We start from the raw sequence: 22,813 nt of genomic DNA, 5'->3' as shown, positions 1-22,813 counted from the left end.
CGTATGTGATTTACTCTTCCGTGTCCGGGCGCTCGTACGGCGACCGCAGGAACGCGCGGACGCGCTCTCTCGTGGCCGCGACCGGGCCGATGACGGTCACGGCGGGCGGTTCGATGCCGACCTCGTCGCGGACGGCGACGATGTCGTCGAGCGTGCCGACGGCGACCCGTTGCTCGGGCCACGTCCCGCGCTCGACGAGCGCGACGGGCGTGTCGGCGGCCATGCCCGCGTCGCGCAGGACGGCGGTGTAGTCGGGCAGTTTGCCGACGCCCATGTACACCACGATGGTCCCTCCCGTCGCCGCGAGCGCCTCCCAGTTCACCGCCGATTCGGCCTTCGTGGGGTCCTCGTGGCCCGTGACGAAGGAGACGCTGGAGTTGTGGTCGCGGTGTGTGACGGGGATGCCCGCGACGCCGGGGCCCGCCACGCCGGCCGTCACGCCCGGCACGACCTCGAACTCGATGCCGTGCTCGGCCAGGTGTTCCATCTCCTCGCCGCCGCGCCCGAAGACGAACGGGTCGCCGCCCTTCAGCCGGACGACGGTCTCGCCCGCCTCCGCGAGTTCGACCAGCCGGCGGTTCGTGTACTCCTGCGGGGTCCGCTCGCCGCCGGCGCGCTTTCCCACGTCCTCCGCGCGCTCGTCGTCGACCAGGTCGAGCGACGGGCCGGGGAGCTTGTCGTGGAGCACGACGTCGGCCTCCTCGATGAGCCGCCGGGCCTTCACCGTCAGCAGGTCCGGGTCGCCGGGGCCGCTCCCGACGAGGTAGACGACGCCGTCACTCATCGGCCCGCTCGCGCGCCGCCTCGACCAGTTCGTCGGCGCCGCGGTCGGCGAGGTCGGCGGCGAACGCGGCCGCGGCGTTCGCGTGGTCCTCGACCGGGAGGTCGCGCGTCTCGCGGACGGACTCCTCGCCGTCCGGGCCGAGCACCTGCGCGACCGTGTGAACGTGCTGGCCCTGGACGACCGCGTGGACGCCGATGGGGGCGATACAGCCGCCGTTCAGCTCCCCGAGGACGGTCCGCTCGACGGTCGTCTCCACCCGGGTCCGCGGGTGGTCGATGTCGCGGACGGCCTCGATGACCGACGCGTCCGCGGCCGTCACCGCGATGGCGCCCTGTCCCGGGGCGGGGACGAAGGTGTCCGTCGCGAGCGACTCGGTGTCGAGGTGGTGGAGCAGGCCCGCGCGGTCCAGCCCCGCCTCGGCCATCACCAGCGCGTCGTACCGCGTGTCGGTGTCGCGCTCGGCCGCGCGGCGCTCGATCTCGGAGAGCCCCTCGAACCACTCCTCGACGGCCCCGCGTTCGAGTTCGCCGTTCTCGACCATCTCCGTCCGGCGCTCGTGTTCGTCCTGGACGTGGGGCGCGAGCAGTTTCTCGACGCGCGTGTCCACGTTGCCGCGCACGGGCTCGACGGTCAGCCCCGGGTGCTCGGCGAGCAACTGCGCCCGCCGCCGGAGGCTCCCGGTGCCTATCGTCGCGCCCTCGGGCATGTCCGCGAGCGCCGTGCCGTCCGGCGTCACGAGCACGTCGTTGGGGGCCGCGCGGTCCGGCACGCCGGCGACGACGAGCCCCTCGGGGAACTCCGTCGGCATGTCCTTCATCGAGTGGACCGCCGCGTCGCAGTCCCCGTCGAGCACGCGCTCGTCCAGCGCGCGGACGAACGCCCCGGTGCGCCCGAGCCGGTGGATGAGTTCGTCCTCGATGCGGTCGCCCTCCGTCTCCACCTCGACGAGTTCGACGGAGCGGCGGCGGTTCGAGAGCCGCTCCTTCACCGACGCCGCCTGTCGGAGGGCGAGGTCGGAGCCGCGTGTCGCGAGCCGTATGTCCATATCCGGGGGTGGGTGGCCACGCTCAAACCCCCTTCGGGTCCGAGGCGATAAAGTGTATATCGGGATACGAAATCCGGTCGCGGCCGCGCGTCGGCGAACGGACGGCCCCGTCGGCTCGGCGCCGCTGCCCCGGGACTGCGCGCCGGGCGCACGTCGCGACAGGGCTTTTCCCGCTCGCCACCGTACGGCGAAGCGATGACGCTAGAACTGTACGAGCTGGAAGGCTGTCCCTACTGCGCGAAGGTCATCGACAAGCTGGACGAACTCGACCTGGAGTACGAGAGCCACATGGTCCCCCGGTCGCACGACGAGCGCACCGAGGTGGAGGCGGTCAGCGGCCAGACGGGCGTCCCCGTCCTCGTCGACCCCGAGCACGGCGTCGAGGGGATGCCCGAGAGCGACGACATCGTCGCGTACCTGGAGGAGACGTACGGCGCGGGAGCGAGCGCCTGAGACGGCGGAATCCCCACCCCAAGGGTTATGCGTAGGTAGCCGTTCGCACTAATGCGAGCGGGAACTCGCGAGGCGACGGCCCCCTGAGCCGTCGTCTCCAACTCGGTTCTTTGGACCGCCGACCGGGGAGCTACAGGTGTTCCCGGTACGCGTCGAGCGTCCGCTCCACGTCCTCCTCCGTGTGGGCGTACGAGACGAAGTTCGCCTCGTACTGGTTCTGCGAGACGAGGACGCCGTCGTCGCGCATCGCCGGCCGGAACAGCCGCGCGTAGCGGTCCGTCTCCATCCGCGCCGCGTCGGTGCCCCGCTTGGGGCAGGCGCCGAAGCGGGCACACTCCGGGTCCTGCCGGCAGCCGTTCGCACAGCAGTCGTCCTGCGGCGGCGCGTCCGCGCGGGTGAACGCGACCTTGAATATCGAGTCCGTCCCGACGACGGTGTACTCGGGGGCGCGCTCGGCGACGATCTCCGAGAGGCCCTCGCGGAGCCGCCGGCCGAGGTCGTTGACGTGGTCGTACACGTCGTGCTCGGCGGCGTACTTCAGCCCCTCCAGCCCCGCGGCCATCGCGGCCGGGTGGCCGGAGAAGGTGCCGGCCTGGAACACGTCGCCCGAGGGGGTGAACTGCTCGACGTACTCGGTCTTGCCGCCGATGGCCCCGACGGGGAAGCCGCCGCCGATTATCTTCCCGAACGTCGTCACGTCGGGGTCGATGTCGAACTTCGACTGCGCACAGCCGAGGCCGCCGACCCGGAAGCCCGTGATGACCTCGTCCCAGACGAGCAGCGAGCCGTACTCCTCACAGAGGTCCGCGAGGGTCTCGTGGTAGCCGTCGACCGGGTAGGCGATACCGGAGTTCGCCTGCACCGGCTCGACCAGCACGCCCGCGATATCGTCGCCGTGCTCCTCGAACACGTCCTTCGCGGCCTCGGCGTCGTTGAACGGCACCGGGAGCGTGTGCTTCGCGAACGACTGCGGGATGCCGTGCGTCGAGGGCTTCGGGTGGTCGGCGTCCCCCTCAACGAGCGTCGATTCCTGCGCGCCGTGGTAGCCGCCCTGCATCACGACGACCTTGTTGCGCTCCGTCACCGCGCGCGCCAGCCGCACCGCCGACACCGTCGCCTCCGTGCCGCTGTTGACGAAGCGTATCATCTCCACCGAGGGGACGTGGCGCGTCACGAACTCCGCGTGCTCGACCTCGAGTTCGGTCGGCATCCCGAACACCGGCCCCTCGGCGACCCGCTTCTGGACCGCGGCGGTCACCGGCTCCGGCAGGTCGTGGCCGTACAGCAGCGGGCCGAGCCCCTGTATCCAGTCGACGTATCGGTTCCCGTCGGCGTCGACGACGTGGCCGCCGTCGCCCTTCCGCGCGAACAGGGGGTACGGTTGGGGGGCCGCACGCACCGCCGAGTTCACCCCGCCCGGGAGGACGGACAGCGCCCGGTCGTATATCTCGCGGGTCCGCTCGTGTGTCATGTGGCGCGGTTCGGACGGGGCGGGGTTAGTAGTTTCCCGCTCGCCCTCCGACGGCGACGGTCCCGCTCCCCTTCGGCGACGCTCGCTCCGCTCGCGTCGCCCTGCTCGCGTGTCGCTCACGACGTTCGCTCCCGCTCGTCGGTCCGTGACCCGTCGCTCCCGCCGCTCGCTCGGGTCCCGGGTGCGACACGCTGATTACGCCCCGCTCCGACGTTCGGGTAGATGCTGCCCTCCTCGTGGAAACGGGACTTCGCAAGCGGTCTCGTCATCCTCGTCCCCATCCTCGCCACGGCGTTCGTCGTGGTGTACATCTACACCGCCATCCTCGGCGTCGCGGTGGCGACGAACGTGTTCCCCGACGGCATCCCCACGGAGGCGTACGTCCCGCTCACGCTGCTGTTCTTCGCCCTGCTGGTGCTCGCGGTCGGCTACCTGATGCGCACCGCCGTCGGCGACATCGTCGAGGGCGTCCTCGACGACGTGTTCAACCGCCTGCCCGGCCTGCGCATCGTCTACAACGCCTCGAAGATGGCCGCCGAGACGGCGCTGTCGGGCACCGACGAACTGCAGGCGCCCGTGAAGCTGGAGACGTGGCACGGCCACCGGATGACCGCGTTCAAGACCGGGAAGACGACCGACGACGGCCGCGACGTGCTGTTCCTCCCGACCTCGCCGAACATCACCACCGGCTTCGTCATCGAGGTGGAGCCCCACGAGTACGAGGTGACCGACGAGCGCGTCGAGGACGCGCTGACGCGGGTGCTGTCGGCCGGCTTCGGCGAGTCGCGCGAGCGGGAGGTGCCGGCCGGGCTGGTCGGCGACGACGAGGATGAGAAGGAGACCGGCGCGGAACCCGACGCGGAGGACTAGCCCGACACGAGGGCCCGCAGCGCGAACAGCGCGTTCTCCTTGCGCTCGCGCACGCGCCGGTAGAAGTACGAGAGCCACTTGTCGCCGAAGGGGACGTACTGGTACACGTCGTACCCCTGCGCGGCGAGGTCGAACTGCTCGTCCTCGCGGACGCCCATCAGCATCTGCACCTCGAACGGCGTCCCGAACTCGTCGTGGAGCTCCTTCGCCCGCTGGACCATCGCGGGGTCGTGGCTCCCGACCGCGACGCGGTCGGCGTGCTCGAACAGGTACGCGAGGTCCTCGCGGTACGCGCGGTTCACGTCGGCTTTCTCCTTGTAGGCGATCTCCTTCGGCGGGTCGTAGGCGCCCTTCACCAGCCGGACCGTTCCCGGCAGCTCGACCAGCCGTTCGAGGTCGTCGCGCGTGCGCTTCATGTTCGACTGGACGCACAGCCCCATGTTCGGGTACTCCGTGACGTTCGCCTCGAAGGCGTCGAGGGTCGTGTCCACGGTCGTGTGGTCCTCCATGTCGACCCAGACGAAGGCGTCGTGCTCGGCCGCGGCGTCCACGACGGCGGAGAGGTTCTCCTCGAAGGTGTCGGGTCCGACGTCCAGCCCGATCTGGCTCGGTTTCACGGAGACGCGCGCGTCGAGGTCGGACTCGCCGATCTGGGCGATGAGTTCGCGGTAGACCGCGGCGTCGGCGGCCGCGTTCGCGCGGTCGTCGTAGTGTTCGCCGAGGAGGTTCAGGATGGCCCCGACGCCCCCCTCGTTCAGTTCACGGGTGTGTGCCAGCGCGGTCGGCACGGACTCGCCCGCGACGAAGTTGCTCGCGATGGGCGGAAGCATACGTCCAGTAGCGGTCGCCCGGTTAAGCCGGTGTCCCTTCCATGGGCGGGTGGGGAGAACCGAGCTACCGGAGGTCGATGTCGGCGGAGTCGTCGGCGCGTTCGAGCGTCACTTCGAGGACGCCGTTGTTGAACGACGCGGCGGCGGTGTGTTCGTCCACGGGCGCGGGGAGGTCGAGGCGTTCCTCGTACTCGCGGCGCTCGGAACGGGCAACGACGGTGAGCGTGCGACCGTCGCACTTCACATCGAGGCCGTCCTTGTCGATGCCCGGGAGGTCGCCGACGACGCGGACCGCGTCGTCGGCCGTCTGTACGGAGAAGTGCGCGTCGTCGCCGAAGCCGGCGTCGGCCTCGGCGCTGATGTCGACGTTCCCGCCCGTCATCTCCTCCATCATCCGCTCTATCTCGCGGAAGAAGTCGTCGAAGGGGTCGTCGCGGTCGTCCCTGCGCATACCACCGGTAAGCCGTTTCTACGCAAAAGCCTTCTGACCCCGTCAACGACTCACACGGTTCCGGGGCCGTTCAGAAGCCGAGCCCCATCGCCTCGTCCGTGCGGGCCATCGACTCCTCGCGGTCGGCGGCGCCGAGCACCGCGCGCACGGCGTCGACGTTCTCCGGCACCACGTCCGACTCCTGGTGGATGGCCTGGAACAGGTAGAGGTCGTCGTCCTCGACGGTTATCGACTCGTCCCAGATGCAGTTCTCCCAGATGTCCGCGCGGGGGCGACCGCGGTCCATCGCGAACTCCTTGAGCTTCCCCGCGCCGTCGATGCCGTACGCCGGGGGAATCAGGAACAGCCGGTCCTCGCCGGCCAGCAGGTCGCGCACGTCGTCCGCGTCGGGGACCTCGTCGAGCGTGACGTTGACCGAGTGGGTGTGCATCAGCGTCGCGGGCACCTTCATCCCGAGCGTGTCGATGTTCAGCTCCGGGAATATCGTGTTCACGTCCGGCCCGTGGTGCGAGGGCAGGGTGACCGGGTTCGGGAGGATGTCGTTGATGGGGCCGCGGCCGGTCTGGCCGGGGTCGCCGCCGCGCCGGACGAGGGTAACCCGGGCTTTCTCGACGCCGTACGCCTCGTCGAGCGGCGCGAGCAGGCGCGACAGCCCGGTCGTGTTACACGAGACGACGCGGACGTGGTCTGCTCCCTCGGCGTCGGCGTAGTTGCCGCGCGCGTTGAAGCTCGTGTCCACGAGGTCGGCGTCCTCGCCGCCCTGATACAGCGCGGGCGTGTCGTGGGCCTCGTAGAGCGCCTTGTTCTCCGCGCCGATGCCGGAGGGCGTCGCGTCCACGACCACGTCCGCGCCCTCGACCATCTCCTCAACGAGTCCGGCCACCTCGATGCCCGCCTCGGCGAACAGGTCGAGTCGGTCCTCGATGGCGGCGTACAGCGGGTAGCCGTTCTCGACGGCCGTCTCGGCCTCGTGGTTCGGGCTGGTCTTGGCGACGCCGACCAGTTCCATGTCCGGCTGTGCCGTCACGGCGTCCGCGACGCGCTTCCCGATGGTGCCGTAGCCGTTGACCGCGACCTGTATCATACGCGCGACTCGCGCCGGCACCCCGTTAACCGTTTCGAGGCGGACACCCAAGAGCTAATCTCGGGCCGTCCCGACCCGCGGGTATGACCGACCTCGCCGCCCCCGCCCGCACCGCCGTCGAACAGTGTCTCGCCCTCGACGCCGACGAGTCCCTGCTCGTCGTGACCGACGACGAGCGCGCCCCCGTCGGCGAGGCGCTGTACGAGGCGGCCCGCGACGTGACGAACGACGCGCAGATAGTCCGGTTCCCGCCGCGCGACCAGCACGCCGAGGAGCCGCCCGCCGCGGTCGCCGCCGCGATGACGGAGGCCGACGCCTTCCTCGCGCCGACCACCAAGTCGCTCTCGCACACCCGGGCGCGCTCGGCGGCCTGCGAGGCCGGCGCGCGCGGCGCGACCCTGCCGGGCATCACCGAGGAGGTGTTCGCGGTCGGACTCGACGCCGACTACGAGGAAATCGCCGACGAGTGTGCCGCGATGCTCGAACAGGTGGCCGGAGCCGAGGAGATACGCGTCACGTCGCCGCAGGGCACCGACATCACCTTCGCGTTCGGCGACCGCGAGTGGCACGACGACACCGGCATCGTCCGCGGCGACGGCGACTTCTCGAACCTCCCGGCCGGCGAGGTGTTCGTCTCGCCGACGACCGCGAACGGCACCTACGTCGTGGACGGGACCGTCAGCCCGCACGGCCTCCTCGACGAGGGCCACACGGTCGAGGTGACCGTCGAGGACGGCTACGTCACCGACTTCTCCGACCCCGACGTGGCCGCGGAGTTCGAGCGCGCCGCCGAGGAAGTCGGCGAGGACGCGTACAACCTCGCGGAACTCGGCATCGGGACGAACGTCGCCGTCTCCGAACTCGTCGGCTCGGTCCTGCTCGACGAGAAGGCGGGGGGGACCGTCCACATCGCCGTCGGCGACGACGCCTCCATCGGCGGCGACACCTCCGCGCCCATCCACTCCGACGGCGTGCTCCGCGAGCCGACGGTGTACGCGGACGGGGAGGTCGTAGAGCTCCCGCAGGTCGAGTAGGCCCCGACCGGCGCGGAGGACGTCTCGCGGCCAGTCCGCGCGCTTTTACGCGCGGACGGGCTACGGCGGGTAATGAGTCAGTCACGCGTCGCGGTCGCGTGTCCGTCGTGTTCGCCGGACGCGCCGACCGCCCACGAGGTCTTGAAGCAGGCCGACCCCGCCACCGTCCGGTGTGGCGAGTGCGGCCACATCCACAAGGAGTCGCTCCCCGAGGAGGAGACGGTCGCGCGCCGCACCGTCGTCTCGCAGGACGGCGACTCCTTCGCCGTCCAGTACGAGCGCGACCCCGGCGAGCAGGTCGAGGTCGGCGACGAGTTCCTGCTCGACACCCCGGAGGCGCTGATGCAGGTGCGCGTCACGGCCATCGAGACGGACGAGGGGCGGCGCGGCCGCGTCCCCTTCGAGGAGGTGGAGACGCTGTGGACCCGCGCCGTCGAGAACGTCGTCGTGGACGTGACGCTCCACCCGAAGGAGGGCGGGCGCGAGGAGACCCGCTCGCTCGAACTCCGGGTGCCGGGCGACGAGCAGTTCATGGTGGACGAGACGGCCCAGTACGGCGACGAGAAGTTCACCGTCGAGGGGCTGGTCATCCGCGACGGCGTCGCCGACTACGACCGCAAGCAGTTCGACTACACCGGCGATTCGGCGCTCGCGAAGGACCTCAAGCGGGTGTACGCCCGCGACGAGACGTCGAGCGCGTGGTCGGCCTGGTAGGGCCGTGAGCCGCGAGCGCGACCGCGAGCGCATGGTCGCCCGCCTCCGCGAGCGGGACGACATCGGCGAGCGTGCTCTCGACGCGCTGGCCGCCGTCCCGCGCCACGAGTTCGTCCCCCCGGCGCGACGCGACGAGGCGTACGCCGACCGGCCGCTCCCCATCGGCGAGGGACAGACGATATCCGCGCCGCACATGGTCGCGGCGATGGCCGACCTGCTCGACCCCCGCCCGGGCGACCGCGTCCTCGAAATCGGCACCGGCTGTGGCTACCACGCCGCGGTGACGGCCGAACTCGGGGCCGACGTGTTCTCCGTCGAGTACCACGCGCCGCTGGCCGAGCGGGCACGGGAACGGCTCGACCGCCTCGGCTACGGCGTCGCGGTCAGGGCGGGCGACGGCCGCGAGGGCTGGCCCGAACACGCCCCCTACGACGCCTGCTACCTGACCTGCGCGGCCGAGTCGGTCCCGGACGCGCTGTTCGCGCAGGTTCGACCCGGCGGGACCCTGCTCGCCCCCGTCGGCGGCGCGACCCAGCGGCTGGTCGCGTTCACCGTCGGGGAGGGGGCGTGCGTGCGCGACCGCACCGACCACGGCGGCGTCCGGTTCGTCCCGCTGCTCTAGTCGAACAGGCCCTTCACGTCGTCCTCCCGGGAGCGCCGTCGGTCGACGTGCTGGGAGAGGCGCGTGACGATGACGCCCCGTCGCTCGCCGGCGAGGAAGTCGAGGACGAGGGTCACGAAGGGGCTCCCCACCTCCTCGTCGGCGAGGTCCGCGAGCGCGTACTCCGCGCCCGCCCGCAACGCGCCGGCGTCGTAGCCCGTGGCCTCGGCGACGAGCGGCGCGGCGACGGCCGCCGCGGGGTAGCGCAGGTCCGGGAGGTCGGGCGTCTCCCCGTCGAGCGCGAGCGCGGGCGGCCGCTCGCCCGCGACGGCCGGGTAGTCGTCCCGGCAGTCGCGGAGCCACGCGCGGACGGGCGCGAGGTCGATACCGCGGTCGTCCGCGCCGTCGAGGTAGCCGAGCGCGCTGTCCGCGAGCCCCTGTGCCCCCTCGCGGTTGCCCGTCGTGACGTGGTGGGCCGCGGCGGCGTACTGGATGAGCCCCTGGAGGAAGTCGCGCGCCGGGCCGTCGGCGTCGCGGTACGGCGGCTCCCACGCGTCGTGGGCGGCGTGGTAGTGACCGGCGTTGAACACGGCGACGCCGGCGCGGAGGCGGTCGGCGAGCGGCACGTCCATGGAGTCGGAAGCGTCCGCGGGGACAAAAGGGCGTCAGTCGGGAACGGGATCCCCGGTCAGTCCCGCACGACGATGACGTAGTAGACCGCGAACACGAGCAGGAACCCGACGATGTTGAGGAACAGCGAGGCCAGCCCCATCACGCCGGCCCACAGCACTGCGTTCGCGCCGCGGGTGCGCGCGTCGTTGTACGTGAAGTAGACGACGAGCGCGGCCACGATCACGTTGAAGACGAGCAGTTCGATACCGCCGGGGATTCCGGCTTGGAGCAGCATACCCCGCGTTCAGCGCCCGGCGACTTGACGCTGTGGGCCGCCCCGGATTCGGCCGTTGCGCGCCGTAGCCCGGACGTTTCGGGCACGTTTATGTACCAGCGGTCGATACTGACAGGCCGTTGAACGAGGGGGAGTCACCGACCCCGCCGGGCGCGCTCGCGGCGAGCGCGTCGCGGCGGTCGTTCCTGACCGCGGTCGGCGTCGGCACGGTCGCCAGCGTCGGCCTCGCCGGGCGCGCCGCGGCCTCCACGGACGAGTGGGTCGAACTGTGGGAACTGCCCGCCGAGTCGCCACAGCAGGCGCCCGCCGCGGGCGACGAGACGGTGTACGTCCCCGCCGCCGGGGTCGTCAAGGCCGTCGATGCGGAGACCGGGGACGCGGCGTGGGCCCGGCCGGTCGGCGACACCGTCGCCGAGGCGGGACTGCTCGTCGACGCGGACGGCGTGGTCGTCGGCACCGAGACGGGAACCCTGCGCCGCCTGCGCGCGAGCGACGGCGAGACGGTCTGGGAGCGCTCGCTCGGCGCGCCGGTGGAGGGGCTGACGGCGGTCGCGGGCCGGACGGTCGTGCAGACGCGCGACGCGCTCGTGGCCGTCGGCGCCGGGGGCGAGGAGGCGTGGCGGGCGCCGCTCGACGCCTCGGACGGGGATGCGGCCGTCCCGCCCGTCGCGGGCGCGGGGGTCGTCGTCGGGAGCCGCGGCCGGACCGTGGCGGCCGTTGACGCCGCCTCCGGCGAGCCGCTGTGGACGGATACCCGGAGCGAGGGCGACGGCGTCCGCGCGCTCGCCGTGTGGGAGGACGGGGTCGTCGTCGGGGGCGCGACGACCACCGCGTCGCTGACGCTCGACCGCGGGGAGCCGCTGTGGACGCGAGAGACGGGCACGAACGCCCTCGCGGTCGCGGGGTCGTCGCTGTACGCGATGGGGCCGGACGGAACCGACGCGCTCGACCCCGCCTCGGGCCGGACGGAGCGGTCGTTCGGCGTCGCGGCGACCCCGGCCGGCGGCCTCACAGTCGCCGAGATAGAGCCCCACGGCGTCTCGGTCGTCCTTTCGGGGACGACCGACGGGACGCCGACGCTCGTGGCCGTCGAGGCCGATTCGGGGACGGAACACTGGCGATTGGAGGGACGCGGCGAGGGGTTCGGCCGCGCGGCACTCGCCGACGAACGGCTGGTGGTGCAGGACCGCGAGCGCGGCGTCACCGTCGCGCACGGCGAACCGCCGGACGAGATGGAGGCGCCCGACGCGACGGCCGCGTCGGACGACGGAAACGGGGGCGGCGGCCTCGCCTTCGACCGCGCCGTCGCCGTCGTCAGCGTCCTCGTCACCATCGCCGCGGGGCTGGTCGGACTGGCGCAGCTGCTGCACGACAGGAAGCAGTAGCGACGGGAAGTCGAACGCGGTGTTCGGGGGGAAACAGAACGGTTGCGAGTCCTGACGGAGGTCGTGTGAGCGCAGCGAACACGACCACGTCAGGGCGTGAACGAGAGAGTGACCTGACTTCGTCAGGTCACGAACGAAGTGAACGTCCTGACGGAGATTTGAACTGGGCGAGACGGTCGCCCTCGCTCCGCTCGGGCGCTGCGACTCGCTGGCTCAAATCTCCGCGCGGCGTTTCGCCGCTCACTACGCGCGAGCACACGCTGCGCGGTGCTCGCTGGATTGTTCGCAGCAGAAACGTCCTGACGGAGATTTGAACTCCGGTCCCTGGCTCCGCAAGCCAAGAGGATAGTCCACTACCCTACCAGGACTCACCTATCCGTACCCCGGTGTCGAGTAAAGGGGTTACGGTTCGGCGGGCGGCGAGGCGTTAAGTGGCATGGCGGGGCCACCCACGGCGTGCGACCGACACGCAACGACGCCCGAGAGAGCGACCAACGACAACCCTTAATCGGGACGCTCCCATGCCATCGGTAGCTATGAGCGACATCGAGGACGTCTACGAGGACCTCGACGACCCCGACCCCTCGCTGGAGGAGTTCCGCGAGGCGGTGGAGGCGAAGGTGGAGCAGATGGGGGGCCTCGCGGACGAGGAGACCGCGGCGATGCTCATCGCCCACGAGCTCACGGAGGGTGAGGTCGAGGGCATCGCGGACATCGAACCCGGGATGGAGGAGGCGAAGTTCGTCGCGAAGGTGCTGTCGGTGGGCGAACTCCGGACGTTCGAGCGCGACGAGGGCGAGGACGGGCAGGTCGTCAACCTCGAGGTCGCGGACGAGACGGGCCGCGTGCGGGTGGCGCTGTGGGACGACGACGCCGCGGCGGCGGTCGAGGAGCTGGCCGCCGGACAGGTGCTGCGCATCTCCGGCCGGCCGAAGGAGGGGTACAACGGGCTGGAGGTGAGCGCCGACCGCGTCGAGGGGGACGACGAGACGGACGTGGACGTGGAGATCGGCGACGCCTCGTCCATCGACGGGCTGACCATCGGGCAGTCGGACGTGAACCTCGTCGGGCGCGTGCTCGGTACCGACGAGGTCCGGACGTTCTCGCGCGACGACGGCTCCGAGGGCCGGGTGGCGAACCTCACGCTCGGCGACGAGACGGGCCGCGTGCGCGTCACGCTGTGGGACGAGCAGGCCGACCGCGCGGAGGAGCTGTCGGAGGGCGTCTCCGTCGAGGTCATCGACGGCTACGTCCGCGAGCGCGACGGCGCGCTCGAACTCCACGTCGGGGACCGCGGCGCCGTCGAGGAGATAGACGAGGAGGTGACCTACGTCCCGGACACGACCGACATCGGGAGCGTCGAGATCGGCCAGACGGTCGATATCGCGGGCGTCGTCCGCTCGGCTGACCCGAAGCGGACCTTCGACCGCGACGACGGCTCCGAGGGGCAGGTGCGCAACATCCGCGTGCAGGACGCCACGGGCGACATCCGCGTCGCGCTGTGGGGCGACAAGGCGGACAAGGACATCGGCCCCGGCGACGAGGTGCTGTGTGCCGACGTGGAGATACAGGACGGCTGGCAGGACGACCTCGAAGCCTCCGCCGGCTGGCGCTCGACCGTCTCGCTGCTCGACGACGGCGCGACGAGCGCGAGCGGCGACGTGGACGCCGACACCGACGACGGCACGGGCGAGCAGGGGCTCGGCGCGTTCGCCGGCGGGGACTCGGAGGGCGACGACGCCGCGACCGGGTCCGACCCCGACACCGGCGGCGCGACCGCCGGCACCGCGAGCGCCGCGACCGCCGAGACGCGGGAGTTCACCGGCACGGTCGTCCAGACGGGCGACCCGGTGATGCTCGACAACGGCGAGGAGGCGCTGACCGTGGCGACGAGCGAGGAGGTCCGCCTCGGCCAGGAGGTGACCGTCCGCGGCGAACTGCGCGACGGCACGCTTCACGCCGAGGAGCTGTTCTGAGTCGGCCGCTTCCGACGTTTTCGGCGCACACCTGCGAGCCGCTCGTGACGTGCCGGCGACGCGCGAGGTACCCGGAGCGACGCGAACGGAGGAGTCGATTCGGAAAGCGTGTGGGCGGGGCGGTCACGGTGCCGTCGCGGTGCGGTTCCCCGAGAACCGCGCGAGCGGGACGTTCACGCGACACCCGACGAGGACGAGCGGGACCACGACCCGGACCGCCGGCTACTTGCCCGCCGAGGCCGCCGTCACGGGCATGAAGCTCGCCGAGATGTCGTGGACGGACGCCCGCGACGCCGACGCCGATGTCGCCTTCCTCCCCGTCGGGAGCACCGAACAGCACGGCCCGCACGCGCCGCTCGGGGTGGACTCCCTCTCCGCGGAAGCCATCGCCGAGGCCGGCGCGGAGGCGTACGACGGCGAGGCCGTCGTCGCGCCCGCCATCCCGGTGGGGGTCGCGGAGGAGCACCGCGCGTTCGACGGGACGATGTGGGTCAGCGAGGACGCCTTCCGCGCGTACGTCGGGGACGCCGTCCGGTCGCTGTGCGACACCGTCGAGCGCGTGGTGGTCGTGAACGGCCACGGGGGTAACACCGACGCGCTCCGTGAACTCTGTGGCCGAATCACCCGCGACGGCGACGGCTACGCGGTTCCGTTCACGTGGTTCGACGTGGTGGCGCCCGACGTGCCGCTGGGCCACGGCGGCGCGGTCGAGACCTCGCTCGTCCTGCATCTGCGCCCCGACCTCGTCCGCGAGGAGCGGTTCGACGAGGCGCGCGAGGGGATGGGCGAGCGGTTCGGCGTCTTCGTCGACGGGACGAACGTCGCCTACGACTTCGACGAGTTCACCGAGGCCGGCAACATCGGCGACCCGAACGAGGCGTCGGCGGAACTGGGCGAGGAACTGCTCGCGGAGGCGGCGGCGGCGCTGGCGAACGTGGCGGCCGCCACGGCCGAGCGGTAGGCTACTCCTCGTCCTCGTCGCTCTCCTCGCCCGCGTCCTCCAGCGCGCCGCGCAGGCCGGGGAGGGTAGAGGCCAGCCCCGAGACGGACTCGTGGGCCTCCTCGATGTCGCCGAGCAGTTCCTCCAGTTCGGCTATCTCGGCTTCGAGGTCGTCGGCGTCCTCGAAGGCGTCGGCGCGCTGGCCGATGACGAACTGCTTCTTCGCCTCGCGGAGCTGTGCGGCCGCGTCGCCGGTGTCGAGCGCGCCCTTCAGGGAGTTGAGGACGCCGAGCGTGTTGTCGGCCTCGACCTCCCAGACGGCGTCGGCCGTGGGGAGCGCGGCGCGGGCGTCGGCGAGCGCCGACTCCACCGTCTCGCGCATCTCGGAGGCCGCCTCGCCGAACAGTTCCTCGTCGTCGAAACTCGTCTGACTCATGACACGGGCTTCGACGCCCGGGACTATATAAACGACCCCGAAAGCGGAAGTGAAACGCGACGACTCAGGCGCTCTCGGCGTCGTTCGCGTCGTCGAGCCCCGGCGGGGCCGCGCCCGTCGCCTCGCGCGCGCCGGCGAGCAGGTCGGTGTCCGAGAGGTCCGCGAGGACGAACAGGGCGTAGTGGCGCAGGTAGACGAGCACCGGCACCCGGAGGACGGCCGCGACGGCCGCGACGGCGAGGCCGACGACGAGGAACAGCGGCGCGAGCACCACGAGGCCGATACCCCCGGTGAACGCGCCGACGAGGAGGCCGAGCGCGCCGACCGGGAGGACGAGGACGGCGGCGATGATGCCGACGACGGTGGCTATCGTCGTCGCGCCGATGGCCGAGAGGACGACGGAGAACAGCACGTACGCGGCCGTCTCCCCCGGGTTCGCGCGGAGGTCGGGGAGGACGTGTCGCCAGCCGTCGAGCACGCCGCACCGCTCGGCGTACATCGCCGGGACGACGAACACCGTCGTCAGGCCGTGGACGAGCAGGACGACGGGGACGACGACGAGCGCGACGGGGACGGCGAGCAGGAGCGCGAGCAGACGCGGCCCGGGACCCTGCAGGGCGAAGCCGAGCGCGACGGCTCCGCCCACGAGCAGGACGACGAGCGCGAACAGCGCGAGGCGGAAGCCGAACAGTCGCGCGCCGCGCCCGCGGTGCGTGCCGAACGGCTCGCGCACGGACACCTCGCGCCGCTCCAGCGCGGCCACGAGGACGAACTCCATCACGCTCCCGACGTAGAGGAAGGCGAGCGCGAGCAGGAGGGCGAACAGCGCGACCGCCGCGACGACGAGGAGTTCGATGTTCAGGCCGCGTCCCCCGAGGTCGGCGACGACGCCCCCGAGGCCGCCGAGACCGCCGAGGAGGTCGCCGCCGCTCGCCTGCACGCCGCCGGAGGCGCTCCCCCCGAGGCCGCCGACGAAGAAGGCCACGACGGCGAGCCGGAGCCAGCGGCCGGCGTCGAACGGCGTCAGGAGGTCCAGCGTCGCGTCGAGGGCGTCGTCGAGACGCTCCGTCGCTGAGAGGGGCATGGCGGTCGAATGAACGTACGGGGGCTTAACGCTTGTCTGACACGTCGACGACACGCATTCGGGGGTAGCCGTCCGCCATCCGCATCTCCGTGTGCACGACGACGCCGTCGTAGTCGACGGTCATGTCCACGTCCATCAGCGCGCCCGTGAGTTCGGTGTACGCCTCGGCGTGGTCGATGGCGTCGCGCACCCGCTCCTCGTGGATCTCGACCGTGACGGACTCGCAGTACGGCTGGTTCTCGATGGCCTCGGCCATCGCGCGTTCGAGAGAGTCGGTCGACTCGGGGGAGACGGGCGTCCCCGCGAACTGGTGGTAGAGCGAGCCGAACTTGATGCCCGCCTCGAAGCAGGCGGCCTCCGGGTCGGTCGGGTCCATACACGAACGTGCGCACCGAGGGGGAAAGAACCGGACGTTTCTTGTCCCGCGTGTGCGACCCGTCGGTATGGACGACCCCGTGCTGTTGACCGGCGCCGGCGGGCGGGTCGGCGGGGCGATTCTCGACGGGCTCGCCGACGAGTACGACTGGCGACTGCTCTACCACAGCCAGCCCGCGACCGAGCCCGACGCGGAGTTCCTCGTCGGCGACGTGACCGACGCGGAGCTGATGGCCGAGGCCTGCGAGGGCGTCGGCGCCGTCATCCACCTCGCGGGCGACCCCCGGCCGGACGCGCCGTGGGACTCCGTCCTCGCGAACAACATCGACGGCACGAAGGTGCTGTACGACGCCGCCGTCGAGGCCGGCGTGGAGCGGTTCGTCTTCGCCTCCTCGAACCACGCCGTCGGCCACTACGAGACGGACCGCAAGCCCGACCTCTACCGCGCCGACGACGACTTCCGCCTCGACGGCACGGAACTCCCCCGTCCGGGGAACTTCTACGGCGTCTCGAAGGCCGCCGGCGAGACGCTCGGCCGCTTCTACCACGACGAACACGGCATCAAGGTGTGTAACGTCCGCATCGGCAACCTCACCGAGGGGCACCCGCCCGTCGACTACGAGCGCGGGCAGGCGATGTGGCTCTCCCATCGCGACTGCGCCCACCTCCACGCCCGCACGCTGGAGGCCGACTACGAGTACGAGATCGTCTACGGCATCTCGGACAACGACCGGAAGTACTACTCCATCGAGCGCGCGAAGGCGGTGCTCGGCTACGAGCCGATGGACAACTCCGCCGACTTCGACGGCCGCGAGCGGGTCGCGGACGGGAACTGAGGCGTCGAACGACCCCGTCGTTCCCCGAGGCGGTCCACGGTGTTTTCACGGGCTTCATCGGCAGGAGTCGCGAGTGCGAGCGATGGCGTGCGCCGGCGAGCCTGTCGTGGCGAGCCGGCGTCGCGCGAGGGACGAGCGACCGAACGGAGCGAGTCGGCTGGGGAGGCGTGTGGGCGGTTCGGTCGCGGTGCGGTTCTCATAGAACCGCGCGAGCGGGGCGTTTCCGGAACAGTAGCCGGACCGGAACAGTAGCCGGACCGGAACAGTAGCCGGACCGGAACAGTAGCCGGACCGGAACAGTAGCCGGACCGGAACAGTAGCCGGACCGGAACAGTAGCCGGACCGGAACAGTAGCCGGACCGGAACAGTAGCCGGACCGGAACAGTAGCCGGACCGGAACAGTAGCCGGACCGGAACAGTAGCCGGACCGGAACAGTAGCCGGACCGGAACAGTAGCCGGACCGGAACAGTAGCCGGACCGGAACAGTAGCCGGACCGGAACAGTAGCCGGACCGGAACAGTAGCCGGACCGGAACAGTAGCCGGAGACGACGACGCGAGCGGGGCGTTCACGGCGTACCCACCGAAAGCGACTAACGAAACCCGAAAACGAACGGGCTACTGGTTCTCCAACAAGTCGGAAGCAGTCAGCAGCGACTCCAGTTCGATGTCGTGCTCGGCCATCAGTTCGCTCGCGCCCTCCTCGCGGTCCACGACGACGAGCACCCGATTCACCACGGCACCGGCCTCCCGGAGCGCCTCGACGGCGTCCACCGCGGACTGCCCGGTCGTGGCGATGTCCTCCAGCACGACGACCTCCTCGCCCGCCTCGAAGCGGCCCTCGACGCGGTTCCCGGTCCCGTACTCCTTCGTCTTCTTGCGGACGATGACGTAGGGGTTGCCGGTGGCGACGCTGGTGGCGGCGACGAGCGGGACGGCCCCGAGCGCGACGCCCGCGAGCTTGTGGTCGCCGACGCGCTCGGCGAAGGCGTCGGCGATGAGTTCGAGACAGCGCGGGTCCGTCTCGAAGAGGTACTTGTCGACGTAGTAGTCGGAGGTGCCGCCGTGCGACAGTTCGAACTCCCCGAACCGGACGGCGTCGGCGTCGCGCAGCGCCGCGACGAGGTCTGCGGTCATACGCACGGCTGGGCGGGGGTGTCGAATAAACGCGCCGAAAGAGGGAGCCGGCTCAGACCGCGTCGCGGCCGGTCTTGCCCGTCCGTATCTGGTGGGCTCCCTCGACGGGGAGGACGAACACCTTCCCGTCGCCCTTCTCGCCGGTTCGGGCCGCGTCCGCGATGGCCGTGGCCACGTCGTCGGCCGGAATGTCGGCGACGACGCACTCCACCTTCACCTTCTGGTGGAGGTCCACGGTGTACTCCTCGCCGCGCCACTGGCCTTTCTTCGCCGGCTGGGACCCCCGTCCGGAGACGTTCGTGACGGTGATGGAGGGTGCGCCGGCCTCCGCGAGCCCCTGCTTCACCGCGGAGAGGCGGTCCGGGCGGATGAACGCCATGACGAGCTTGATGCCCCCGTCGTTCGGCAGACCGCCGTCGGGACGGTAGACGCCGCCGTCCTCGACGAAGCCGCCGTCCGCGACCGTGTCCGGGCGGCCGAACTCGGGGTAGGTGTCGACGCCGTGTTCGGAGACGTCCAGCCCCTCCAGTTCGTGTTCGCGGGAGACGCGGATCTGGCCGGCGGCCTTCAGCGCGCCGAAGACGGCGCCCGTCGCGAGGACGGTCCAGCCGGCGATGACCGCGACGCCGACGACCTGCGCGACGGGGTCGACGCCCGCGTCCGGCACCGTGAGGAACGGGACGGCGACGAGCAGCGCGCCGAGCACGCCCGCGCTCCCGTGGACGGGGAACACCGCGCACACGTCGTCTATCTTCAGGCGCTTCTCGACGAACTCGAAGACGACGGGGAGCTGTGCCCCGGCTAGCCCGCCGATGAGCAGCGCGGCCGGCCACGTGATGAGGTCGGTGTTCGAGGTGATGCCGACGAGGCCGGCGAGCATCCCGTTGGCGACGTACAGCGTGTCCACCTTCCCGGTCTTGTACATCGCGACGGCGCTCGCGCCGAGCGCACCCGCGGCCATCCCGAGCGTCGTGGTGAGCGCGACGCGGCCGACGTAGCCGAAGGAGTCGAGTTCGCCGCCGCCGGCCGCGAGCGGCGCGGCGGCCGTCCCGACGTTGAAGCCGTACCAGCCGAACGCGAGGACGAGCGTCCCCAGCACGGCGAAGGTGACGGAGTGGCCGGGGATGACGTTCACGCCGCCGTCGTCGGTGTAGCGGTCGATGCGCGGCCCGACGATGTACGCGGCCGTGAGTCCCGCGATGCCGCCCATCCCGTGGACGATCATCCCGCCCGCGAAGTCGGTGAAGCCGAGCACCTCGAGGAACCCCTCGCCCCACGTCAGCCCGACGACGACGGGGTAGATGACGCCCGCGAGGGCGACGGTGTAGGTGACGTACGCGCGCAGTTTCATGCGGCCGGCGACCGCCCCCGAGACGATGGTCGCCGCCGTCATCGCGAACACCGCGCCGAACAGCCAGTCCACCCAGCCGCCGTCGGCCGCGACGCTCGCGTTCGACGCGTCGAAGACGGCGAAGAGGGTGTAATCGGGCCCGCCGGTCAGGCCGGCCGCGACCGAGGACACCGTCGCGCCCAGCAGGAAGAACACGATGACGCCGACGCTCCACGTCAGCATGTTCTTCGTCAGCTGGTTCGCGACGTTCTTCGAGCGCACCTGCCCGGCCTCCAGCATCGCGAAGCCGGCGTGCATGAAGAAGATGAGGAAGGTGACGACGAGCACCCACACCCAGTTCACCGCGTCCACGACCGCCGTCGGGTCGAGCTGGAGCGCGACCGCGTTCATCTCTTCCCCCGCGTTACCGTTTCGTCCGGTTTTTCGCTCGTTTTCGCCATGGTTTGACTCCGAAGTACGAGCGGCGGTGATGGATGTGTTCTATATAAGCGTTCGCTTGAAAACGACGAAATAGAGGCGCGAGGAACCGACGAACGTCCGAAATACGGTAGAATACTACGTGTATAAGGTCGTTCTTCGTCGGAAAACGCGACGCTCGCGGGGTGGAAAGTCGGACGAGCGTCCAGCGCAAGCGTTGCCGAGCGGGGTGGTAACGGCTCGCGCGCGGCCTACAGCAGGCCCCGCGCGTCCCCCTCGACGACGGTGCGCAGCGCGACGGTCGCGCTCGCGTCGCGCACCCGGTCGTCGGTCGCCAGCCCCGCGAGGAACCGCTCGCGGCCGGCGTCGTCCGGGAACCGGCACACCGCGAGCAGGTTCGCCCCGCCCGTCAGTTCGAAGACGGAGGTCGCGCCCGCCGCCGCGAGGTCGGCCGCGACGGCGTGCACGTCGTCGGGCGCGACCCGGAGGCGGACCAGCACGGTGCGGGCGTCGAGCGCGTCGTGGTCGACGAGCGGCGCGTAGCCGAGCACGTCGCCGGCCGCCTCCCGGCGTTCGAGCGAGTCGTCGTCGAGCGCCGCGCGCCCGACGGGAGCGTCGTCGGGCGTCGAGCGACTTCTCGACGGCCCGACCACGGTCAGACTGCCTCGGGGCCGACCTTCCCCGTCCGGATCTGGTAGGCCTCGTCGACGGGGAGGACGAACACCTTCCCGTCGCCCTTCTCGTCGGTCTTCGCGGCCTCGCAGATGGCCTCTGCCACGTCCTCGGCGGGGATGTCGGCGACGACGCACTCCACCTTCACCTTCTGGTGGAGGTCCACGGAGTACTCCTCGCCGCGCCACTGCCCCTTCTTCGCCGGCTGCGAGCCGCGGCCCGACACGTTCGTCACCGTCAGCGACGGCGCGCCGGCCTCGGCCAGCCCCTTCTTCACGGCCGAGAGCTTGTCCGGCCGGATGTACGCCATCACCATCTTGATCTCGCTGTCGTTCGCGCTCATTCGGCGTCACCCCCGTTGGCCGCGGCGGTGTCGTCCGCGACCGGAACGCCGCCGTCCGTCTCCACGCGGCCGCCGTCGGTGGTGACCGCGCCCGCGTTCGAACCGCCGCTCTCGCCGACGAACTCGGGGTACGCCGAGACGCCGTGTTCGGAGAGGTCGAGCCCCTCCTCCTCCTCCTGCTCGCTGACGCGCAGGCCGAACAGCGCGTCGGCGATGGCGAAGGTGACGGCCGTGGCGACGACCGCCCACAGGCCGATGACCGCGACGCCGACGACCTGCATCGCCAGCTGGGTCGCGGAGAAGCCGGAGGTCGAGAACACCGGGATCAGGATGGTCCCGATGGCACCCGCGCTCCCGTGGACGACGAAGACGCCGCAGACGTCGTCGATCTTCAGCGAGTCGACGACCCAGCGGAACGTCGGCAGGACGAGCGCCCCGGCGAGCGCGCCGAGGACGATGCCGCCGACCCACGAGACGTGCGGCACCGCGCCCGTGACGGCCACGAGGCCGGCCAGCAGGCCGTTCGCGGTCCACAGCGGGTCGGGCTTACCCTGCCACGCGGCGGAGACGATCATCGCCGCGACCCCGCCGGCGCCCATGCCGAGCGTGGTGTTGAGCGCGACGCGGCCCAGCTGGGCGCTCAGGACGGCCCCGTCGCCGCCCATGATGGAGGAGGTACCGACGTTGAAGCCGAACCAGCCGAACGCGAGGATGAGCGTCCCCAGCACCGCGAGCAGCATCGAGTGGCCGGGGATGGCCTGGCTGTTGCCGTTCTCGTCGTAGCGTCCCTCACGCGGCCCGACCATGTACGCGCCCACGAGCCCCGCGAGGCCGCCGAGCATGTGGACGACCGTCGCCCCCGCGAAGTCGAGGTAGCCGACGCCGATGGCGTCCGCGACGAACCCGTTGGGCGCGCCCTCGTTTATCGCCAGCAGACCGCCCCACCAGGTGATACCCTCCGAGACGGGGTAGATGATCGCGGTCATCACGGCCGCCACGAAGACGTACGCGGTGAAGTTCATGCGACCGGCGACCGCCCCCGAGACGATGGTCGCCGCCGTCATCGCGAACACCGCGCCCACGAGCCACGTCACCCACCCCTCGGGGTTGGCCATGTAGGCGAACGGGTCCTGAATCGCGCGCCCGCTGGTCAGCGGGCCGACGATGCCGGCGACCCCGTAGCCGACGAGGAAGTACGCCAGCACGCCGAGCGTCCAGTCGGTCATGTTCTTCATCAGGACGTTCCCCACGTTCTTCGCGCGGACCTGCCCGGCTTCGAGCAGGGCGAACCCCGGCTGCATGAAGAAGATGAGGAACGCGACCGTCAGCGCCCACGTCGTGTTGACGGCGTCGACCAACGTCCCCACGTCCGCCTGCGCCAGCACTTCGTACATCACGATACGATTCCCCCGTTGACTACCCGAACGGTCAGATTCAGACCGATACAGTTCGTGTTCGTCATTTCGGACACGGGCGTTGGCATGGCAGAGGAGTATATAATTCCTTGGCAGACAACCGTCCAGTATCGAGTGAATAATATCGTGTTCGTCAGAAATGGCTAACAATATAATGCATATAATGGCGTCGTTCGCCCGAAAACCGGACGTTCGGGGCGCGG

The 22,813-nt window shown here is 71.0% G+C and carries 25 protein-coding genes and 1 tRNA gene; 9 read left to right on the top strand and 17 right to left on the bottom strand.

The window, feature by feature from the left end:
- Window positions 1–10: 10 nt before the first annotated feature.
- Together cobA and hemC are read right to left on the bottom strand one after the other, a co-directional pair.
- A complete protein-coding gene (gene cobA, locus P2T37_RS07985; RefSeq protein WP_276233379.1) occupies window positions 11–784 on the bottom strand; it encodes a uroporphyrinogen-III C-methyltransferase in 774 nt (257 codons plus the stop codon).
- The gene (gene hemC / locus P2T37_RS07980) at window positions 777–1,829 is read right to left on the bottom strand and encodes a hydroxymethylbilane synthase (protein ID WP_276233378.1); all 1,053 of its coding nucleotides are present in this window, start codon (window positions 1,827–1,829) and stop codon (window positions 777–779) included. The genes cobA and hemC overlap by 8 nt, the downstream gene beginning before the upstream one ends.
- 195 nt (window positions 1,830–2,024) lie before the next feature.
- On the opposite strand from hemC, the gene P2T37_RS07975 reads away from it, so the two are divergent.
- Window positions 2,025–2,282 (top strand): glutathione S-transferase N-terminal domain-containing protein, encoded by a 258-nt coding sequence (locus tag P2T37_RS07975; RefSeq protein ID WP_276233377.1) that lies wholly within the window; start codon window positions 2,025–2,027, stop codon window positions 2,280–2,282.
- Window positions 2,283–2,412: 130 nt separating this feature from the next.
- Here P2T37_RS07975 and hemL read toward each other — a convergent pair whose 3' ends face one another.
- On the bottom strand, window positions 2,413–3,753 hold the full coding sequence (gene hemL, locus P2T37_RS07970; RefSeq protein ID WP_276233376.1) for a glutamate-1-semialdehyde 2,1-aminomutase: 1,341 nt from the start codon (window positions 3,751–3,753) through the stop codon (window positions 2,413–2,415).
- Between the two features lie 222 nt (window positions 3,754–3,975).
- Here hemL and P2T37_RS07965 point away from each other — a divergent pair, with 222 nt between their 5' ends.
- On the top strand, window positions 3,976–4,623 hold the full coding sequence (locus tag P2T37_RS07965; protein WP_276233375.1) for a DUF502 domain-containing protein: 648 nt from the start codon (window positions 3,976–3,978) through the stop codon (window positions 4,621–4,623).
- Here the strand turns inward: P2T37_RS07965 and P2T37_RS07960 are convergent.
- The 3 genes from P2T37_RS07960 to P2T37_RS07950 all read right to left on the bottom strand — a co-directional run bounded on the left by P2T37_RS07960 (window position 4,620) and on the right by P2T37_RS07950 (window position 6,988).
- Window positions 4,620–5,453 (bottom strand): proline dehydrogenase family protein, encoded by an 834-nt coding sequence (locus P2T37_RS07960; RefSeq protein WP_276233374.1) that lies wholly within the window; start codon window positions 5,451–5,453, stop codon window positions 4,620–4,622. The two genes, P2T37_RS07965 and P2T37_RS07960, sit on opposite strands and share 4 nt — an antisense overlap.
- A gap of 64 nt (window positions 5,454–5,517) precedes the next feature.
- Complete coding sequence (locus P2T37_RS07955) at window positions 5,518–5,904, bottom strand: Hsp20/alpha crystallin family protein (RefSeq protein WP_276233373.1); 387 nt, start codon at window positions 5,902–5,904, stop codon at window positions 5,518–5,520.
- Window positions 5,905–5,974: 70 nt separating this feature from the next.
- Complete coding sequence (locus P2T37_RS07950) at window positions 5,975–6,988, bottom strand: type II glyceraldehyde-3-phosphate dehydrogenase (RefSeq protein WP_276233372.1); 1,014 nt, start codon at window positions 6,986–6,988, stop codon at window positions 5,975–5,977.
- A gap of 83 nt (window positions 6,989–7,071) precedes the next feature.
- Here P2T37_RS07950 and P2T37_RS07945 point away from each other — a divergent pair, with 83 nt between their 5' ends.
- From P2T37_RS07945 to P2T37_RS07935, 3 genes are all read left to right on the top strand, one after another.
- A complete protein-coding gene (locus P2T37_RS07945; RefSeq protein ID WP_276233371.1) occupies window positions 7,072–8,022 on the top strand; it encodes an aminopeptidase in 951 nt (316 codons plus the stop codon).
- A 72-nt stretch (window positions 8,023–8,094) separates the two neighbouring features.
- Window positions 8,095–8,736 carry an HVO_0476 family zinc finger protein gene (locus tag P2T37_RS07940; protein WP_276233370.1) on the top strand — a complete coding sequence of 214 codons (642 nt, stop codon included), beginning with the start codon at window positions 8,095–8,097 and terminating at the stop codon, window positions 8,734–8,736.
- Window positions 8,737–8,740: 4 nt separating this feature from the next.
- The gene (locus P2T37_RS07935) at window positions 8,741–9,358 is read left to right on the top strand and encodes a protein-L-isoaspartate(D-aspartate) O-methyltransferase (protein WP_382211170.1); all 618 of its coding nucleotides are present in this window, start codon (window positions 8,741–8,743) and stop codon (window positions 9,356–9,358) included.
- On the opposite strand, the gene P2T37_RS07930 is transcribed toward P2T37_RS07935, so the two are convergent.
- Together P2T37_RS07930 and P2T37_RS07925 are read right to left on the bottom strand one after the other, a co-directional pair.
- Entirely contained in the window at window positions 9,355–9,969 is a 615-nt protein-coding gene (locus tag P2T37_RS07930) for a DUF309 domain-containing protein (protein WP_276233369.1), read from the bottom strand. The genes P2T37_RS07935 and P2T37_RS07930 overlap by 4 nt on opposite strands.
- Window positions 9,970–10,025: 56 nt before the next feature.
- The gene (locus tag P2T37_RS07925) at window positions 10,026–10,244 is read right to left on the bottom strand and encodes a hypothetical protein (RefSeq protein WP_276233368.1); all 219 of its coding nucleotides are present in this window, start codon (window positions 10,242–10,244) and stop codon (window positions 10,026–10,028) included.
- A gap of 119 nt (window positions 10,245–10,363) precedes the next feature.
- On the opposite strand from P2T37_RS07925, the gene P2T37_RS07920 reads away from it, so the two are divergent.
- The gene (locus P2T37_RS07920) at window positions 10,364–11,629 is read left to right on the top strand and encodes an outer membrane protein assembly factor BamB family protein (protein WP_276233367.1); all 1,266 of its coding nucleotides are present in this window, start codon (window positions 10,364–10,366) and stop codon (window positions 11,627–11,629) included.
- Window positions 11,630–11,924: 295 nt separating this feature from the next.
- Here the strand turns inward: P2T37_RS07920 and P2T37_RS07915 are convergent.
- Window positions 11,925–11,997, bottom strand: a tRNA-Arg gene (locus P2T37_RS07915).
- 168 nt (window positions 11,998–12,165) lie between these two features.
- Here P2T37_RS07915 and P2T37_RS07910 point away from each other — a divergent pair.
- Both P2T37_RS07910 and P2T37_RS07905 read left to right on the top strand, forming a co-directional pair.
- A complete protein-coding gene (locus tag P2T37_RS07910) occupies window positions 12,166–13,605 on the top strand; it encodes a single-stranded DNA binding protein (RefSeq protein ID WP_276233366.1) in 1,440 nt (479 codons plus the stop codon).
- Window positions 13,606–13,858: 253 nt separating this feature from the next.
- Complete coding sequence (locus P2T37_RS07905) at window positions 13,859–14,566, top strand: creatininase family protein (protein WP_276236161.1); 708 nt, start codon at window positions 13,859–13,861, stop codon at window positions 14,564–14,566.
- Between the two features lies 1 nt (window position 14,567).
- On the opposite strand, the gene P2T37_RS07900 is transcribed toward P2T37_RS07905, so the two are convergent.
- The 3 genes from P2T37_RS07900 to P2T37_RS07890 form a co-directional block, all read right to left on the bottom strand.
- Complete coding sequence (locus P2T37_RS07900) at window positions 14,568–14,981, bottom strand: DUF5790 family protein (protein WP_276233365.1); 414 nt, start codon at window positions 14,979–14,981, stop codon at window positions 14,568–14,570.
- Window positions 14,982–15,045: 64 nt separating this feature from the next.
- A complete protein-coding gene (locus tag P2T37_RS07895; RefSeq protein WP_276233364.1) occupies window positions 15,046–16,065 on the bottom strand; it encodes a DUF7544 domain-containing protein in 1,020 nt (339 codons plus the stop codon).
- A 25-nt stretch (window positions 16,066–16,090) separates the two neighbouring features.
- Complete coding sequence (locus P2T37_RS07890) at window positions 16,091–16,441, bottom strand: dihydroneopterin aldolase family protein (protein WP_276233363.1); 351 nt, start codon at window positions 16,439–16,441, stop codon at window positions 16,091–16,093.
- Between the two features lie 67 nt (window positions 16,442–16,508).
- Here P2T37_RS07890 and azf point away from each other — a divergent pair, with 67 nt between their 5' ends.
- Window positions 16,509–17,276, top strand: coding sequence for an NAD-dependent glucose-6-phosphate dehydrogenase Azf (gene azf, locus P2T37_RS07885; protein ID WP_276233362.1), 768 nt, complete (start codon window positions 16,509–16,511; stop codon window positions 17,274–17,276).
- A 617-nt stretch (window positions 17,277–17,893) separates the two neighbouring features.
- Here the strand turns inward: azf and pyrE are convergent.
- The 5 genes from pyrE to P2T37_RS07860 all read right to left on the bottom strand — a co-directional run bounded on the left by pyrE (window position 17,894) and on the right by P2T37_RS07860 (window position 22,589).
- Window positions 17,894–18,412, bottom strand: a complete 519-nt coding sequence (gene pyrE, locus P2T37_RS07880) for an orotate phosphoribosyltransferase (RefSeq protein WP_382211162.1) — start codon at window positions 18,410–18,412, stop codon at window positions 17,894–17,896.
- 52 nt (window positions 18,413–18,464) lie between these two features.
- Window positions 18,465–20,153, bottom strand: coding sequence for an ammonium transporter (locus tag P2T37_RS07875; RefSeq protein ID WP_276233360.1), 1,689 nt, complete (start codon window positions 20,151–20,153; stop codon window positions 18,465–18,467).
- 278 nt (window positions 20,154–20,431) lie between these two features.
- Entirely contained in the window at window positions 20,432–20,833 is a 402-nt protein-coding gene (locus tag P2T37_RS07870; protein ID WP_276233359.1) for an Lrp/AsnC ligand binding domain-containing protein, read from the bottom strand.
- Window positions 20,834–20,835: 2 nt separating this feature from the next.
- Window positions 20,836–21,195 carry a nitrogen regulatory protein GlnK1 gene (locus tag P2T37_RS07865; RefSeq protein WP_276233358.1) on the bottom strand — a complete coding sequence of 120 codons (360 nt, stop codon included), beginning with the start codon at window positions 21,193–21,195 and terminating at the stop codon, window positions 20,836–20,838.
- Window positions 21,192–22,589 (bottom strand): ammonium transporter, encoded by a 1,398-nt coding sequence (locus tag P2T37_RS07860; protein WP_276233357.1) that lies wholly within the window; start codon window positions 22,587–22,589, stop codon window positions 21,192–21,194. Before P2T37_RS07860 ends, P2T37_RS07865 begins: the two co-directional genes overlap by 4 nt.
- Window positions 22,590–22,813: the final 224 nt, after the last annotated feature.

Source organism: Halosegnis marinus, assembly GCF_029338355.1.
GTDB classification, from domain to species: domain Archaea; phylum Halobacteriota; class Halobacteria; order Halobacteriales; family Haloarculaceae; genus Halosegnis; species Halosegnis marinus.
Note: the sequence above shows the minus strand (reverse complement) of the source record. Positions and strands in the feature narration are given on the sequence as shown.

What these genes read in the sequence shown, in the direction of transcription:
- P2T37_RS07930 (WP_276233369.1), bottom strand. Translation starts at nt 9,969, where the DNA reads ATGGACGTGCCGCTCGCCGACCGCCTCCGCGCCGGCGTCGCCGTGTTC.
- P2T37_RS07960 (WP_276233374.1), bottom strand. Translation starts at nt 5,453, where the DNA reads ATGCTTCCGCCCATCGCGAGCAACTTCGTCGCGGGCGAGTCCGTGCCG.
- P2T37_RS07910 (WP_276233366.1), top strand. Translation starts at nt 12,166, where the DNA reads ATGAGCGACATCGAGGACGTCTACGAGGACCTCGACGACCCCGACCCC.
- P2T37_RS07900 (WP_276233365.1), bottom strand. Translation starts at nt 14,981, where the DNA reads ATGAGTCAGACGAGTTTCGACGACGAGGAACTGTTCGGCGAGGCGGCC.
- P2T37_RS07945 (WP_276233371.1), top strand. Translation starts at nt 7,072, where the DNA reads ATGACCGACCTCGCCGCCCCCGCCCGCACCGCCGTCGAACAGTGTCTC.
- P2T37_RS07875 (WP_276233360.1), bottom strand. Translation starts at nt 20,153, where the DNA reads ATGAACGCGGTCGCGCTCCAGCTCGACCCGACGGCGGTCGTGGACGCG.
- P2T37_RS07925 (WP_276233368.1), bottom strand. Translation starts at nt 10,244, where the DNA reads ATGCTGCTCCAAGCCGGAATCCCCGGCGGTATCGAACTGCTCGTCTTC.
- P2T37_RS07965 (WP_276233375.1), top strand. Translation starts at nt 3,976, where the DNA reads ATGCTGCCCTCCTCGTGGAAACGGGACTTCGCAAGCGGTCTCGTCATC.
- P2T37_RS07860 (WP_276233357.1), bottom strand. Translation starts at nt 22,589, where the DNA reads ATGTACGAAGTGCTGGCGCAGGCGGACGTGGGGACGTTGGTCGACGCC.
- P2T37_RS07890 (WP_276233363.1), bottom strand. Translation starts at nt 16,441, where the DNA reads ATGGACCCGACCGACCCGGAGGCCGCCTGCTTCGAGGCGGGCATCAAG.
- P2T37_RS07865 (WP_276233358.1), bottom strand. Translation starts at nt 21,195, where the DNA reads ATGAGCGCGAACGACAGCGAGATCAAGATGGTGATGGCGTACATCCGG.
- azf (WP_276233362.1), top strand. Translation starts at nt 16,509, where the DNA reads ATGGACGACCCCGTGCTGTTGACCGGCGCCGGCGGGCGGGTCGGCGGG.
- hemC (WP_276233378.1), bottom strand. Translation starts at nt 1,829, where the DNA reads ATGGACATACGGCTCGCGACACGCGGCTCCGACCTCGCCCTCCGACAG.
- P2T37_RS07950 (WP_276233372.1), bottom strand. Translation starts at nt 6,988, where the DNA reads ATGATACAGGTCGCGGTCAACGGCTACGGCACCATCGGGAAGCGCGTC.
- P2T37_RS07940 (WP_276233370.1), top strand. Translation starts at nt 8,095, where the DNA reads ATGAGTCAGTCACGCGTCGCGGTCGCGTGTCCGTCGTGTTCGCCGGAC.
- P2T37_RS07905 (WP_276236161.1), top strand. Translation starts at nt 13,859, where the DNA reads ATGAAGCTCGCCGAGATGTCGTGGACGGACGCCCGCGACGCCGACGCC.
- P2T37_RS07895 (WP_276233364.1), bottom strand. Translation starts at nt 16,065, where the DNA reads ATGCCCCTCTCAGCGACGGAGCGTCTCGACGACGCCCTCGACGCGACG.
- pyrE (WP_382211162.1), bottom strand. Translation starts at nt 18,412, where the DNA reads ATGACCGCAGACCTCGTCGCGGCGCTGCGCGACGCCGACGCCGTCCGG.
- P2T37_RS07955 (WP_276233373.1), bottom strand. Translation starts at nt 5,904, where the DNA reads ATGCGCAGGGACGACCGCGACGACCCCTTCGACGACTTCTTCCGCGAG.
- hemL (WP_276233376.1), bottom strand. Translation starts at nt 3,753, where the DNA reads ATGACACACGAGCGGACCCGCGAGATATACGACCGGGCGCTGTCCGTC.
- P2T37_RS07975 (WP_276233377.1), top strand. Translation starts at nt 2,025, where the DNA reads ATGACGCTAGAACTGTACGAGCTGGAAGGCTGTCCCTACTGCGCGAAG.
- cobA (WP_276233379.1), bottom strand. Translation starts at nt 784, where the DNA reads ATGAGTGACGGCGTCGTCTACCTCGTCGGGAGCGGCCCCGGCGACCCG.